The sequence below is a fragment of the Campylobacter concisus genome (assembly GCF_002913545.1).
Lineage (GTDB): Bacteria > Campylobacterota > Campylobacteria > Campylobacterales > Campylobacteraceae > Campylobacter_A > Campylobacter_A concisus_AV.
Genome location: NZ_PPBR01000020.1, coordinates 1 through 2,443 on the forward strand (window position 1 = coordinate 1; position 2,443 = coordinate 2,443).

Genomic DNA, 2,443 nt, shown 5'->3' on the forward strand with positions numbered 1-2,443 from the left:
ACATCGTTGGCAACGTGCTTCACTACTTGCTATTTGGCACCTTGCCTGCACTTGATGTTTATAACAGACCAAAATGGGCTTATGGCTTAAGAATTCACGATCTTTGCGAGAGACGTGGCCACTTTGACGCAGGCGAGTTTGTCCAAAGCTTTGGCGACGAGGGTGCAAAAAATGGCTACTGCTTATATAAAGTAGGCTGTAAAGGCCCATATACATTTAATAACTGCTCACGCGAGAGATTTAACCAGCACACATCATGGCCAGTTCAGGCAGGTCACGGCTGTATAGGCTGCTCAGAGCCAGACTTCTGGGATACGATGGGGCCTTTTGAAGAGCCTATGGCTGATAGGCTGTTTGACACTGTTTTGGGGCTTGGCGCTGATAATGTAAGCGATAAAATAGGCATTGGAATTTTAGCTCTAGCTGGTATTGGCATAGCGGCTCACGCTGCACTAGCATGTATGAGTAAAGATAAAGAATAAGGCGAAAAAATGAGTGAAAAAAGAATAGTAATAGACCCTATAACACGTATCGAAGGGCACTTAAGAATAGAAGTAGTAGTCGATGAAAATAACGTTGTAAAAGAGGCTTACTCTGGCTCAACTCTTTGGAGGGGCTTAGAGCAGATAGTAAAAAACAGAGACCCAAGAGATGCTGGCTTTTTCATGCAAAGAATTTGCGGCGTTTGCACATACTCACACTACCGAGCAGGCATAGTCGCAGTTGAGGACGCCCTTGGCATCAAGCCTCCGCTAAATGCCGAGCTAACTAGAACGCTCATGAACGCAGCTTTATATCTTCACGACCACATCGTGCACTTTTATCAGCTCCACGGCATGGACTGGGCGGACGTCGTCTCTGCACTAAGTGCTGATGTGCATAAAGCTAGCGAAGAGGCGTTTAAATACACAAGCACTCCATTTGCAACAGGCGCAGACAAGCTAAAAGAGGTAAAAGAGAGGGTTGAAGCCTTTGTTAAAAAGGGCAACCTTGGACCATTTGCCAACGCATACTGGGGACATAGCACATATAAATTTACGCCAGAGCAAAATTTAATCGTCCTCTCTCACTACCTTGAGTGCCTTAGGATCCAAAGAACAGCGGCTCAGATGATGGCTATCTTTGGCGCGAAAAACCCACATCCACAAAGCCTAACAGTTGGCGGCGTGACCTGTGTGATGGACCTCATGGATCCAGCTAGAATGGGCGAATATATGAGTAAATTTGCTGAGATCAAAGAATTTGTAGATAGAGCTTACTATCCAGACATTTTGATGGCTGCTAAGGCTTATGCAAACGAGCCAAGCGTTCTAAACGATGTTGGCGTATCAAATTTATTCTGTTACGATGAGTTTTTGATCGGCAAAAATGACCATCTATTTAAAGGCGGTATCATCTTAAATGGCGATCTTAGCAAGGTCTATGACATAGACGAAGACAAGATCACAGAAGAGGCGACAAGAGCTTGGTATAAAAACGACAAAGCACTTCACCCTTATGACGGCGAGACAGAGGCAAACTACACTGGTCTTGTCGATGGCGAGAGCATCGACGGCGAGGGCAAGCTAGCTCACAGCAAGCTTTTTGACACAAAGGGTAAATATAGCTGGATCAAAGCGCCAAGATATGATGACATGCCTATGCAAGTAGGACCGATCGCAAGCATCGTCATAAACTACGCTAAAGGCAACGAGAGAGTTAAAAAGGTAGTCGATGAGTTTTTAGCAAAGAGTGGCTTGCCACTAAGCGCAGTCTTTTCAACTCTAGGTAGAACCGCTGCTCGTATGCTTGAAGCAAAAGTGGTCGCAGAGCACACTATGGACGCATTTAATGCCTTGATCGAAAATTTAAAGACAGATCAAGAGACCTGCACAAAGTATGTCATAGATAATAGCAAAGAGTATAAAGGCCACTTCAAAGGCAACGCTCCAAGAGGCGCGCTAAGCCACTGGTGCCGCATAAAAGATGGCGTCATCTCAAACTGGCAAGCAGTCGTGCCAAGCACTTGGAACGCCTCTCCAAAAGACGCCAAAGGTCAAATGGGAAGCTACGAGGCGTGCTTAGTTGGTATGAAGATCGCTGATCTTTCAAAACCACTTGAGATAATACGAAAAATTCACTCTTACGACCCTTGCATCGCGTGTGCCGTGCATGTTATGGACACAAAGGGAAATGATTTGAGTACTTATAAGATAAATCCAAATTTGTAAGGAGAAAAGATGTCACATAAAAATCCTGACAGGATCAGCGAATATGAATTCTCCATCGGCGTTAGGCTGACACACTGGATTAGATTTGTAGCTATCACGCTTTTAGTTGTGAGCGGCTACTACATCTCTTATGTCTTTATGAGCCCAGAGATCACGAGCGAGCCTACAAATTTCATGCAAGCAAAGTGGCGTTTGGCGCACCAGGTCGCTGGCTTTGTGCTAATAGCGGTAAT

At 45.1% G+C, this 2,443-nt stretch carries 3 protein-coding genes; all 3 read left to right on the forward strand.

Going from position 1 to position 2,443, the window contains the following annotated elements; translation table 11 throughout:
* Nucleotides 1–482: hydrogenase small subunit (locus CYP05_RS01515; protein ID WP_141090264.1), on the forward strand; the 482-nt coding region annotated here is incomplete at its 5' end.
* A gap of 9 nt (nucleotides 483–491) precedes the next feature.
* Nucleotides 492–2,210 (forward strand): nickel-dependent hydrogenase large subunit, encoded by a 1,719-nt coding sequence (locus CYP05_RS01520; protein ID WP_103586671.1) that lies wholly within the window; start codon nucleotides 492–494, stop codon nucleotides 2,208–2,210.
* Between the two features lie 9 nt (nucleotides 2,211–2,219).
* Nucleotides 2,220–2,443: cytochrome b/b6 domain-containing protein (locus CYP05_RS01525; RefSeq protein WP_181001143.1), on the forward strand; the 224-nt coding region annotated here is incomplete at its 3' end.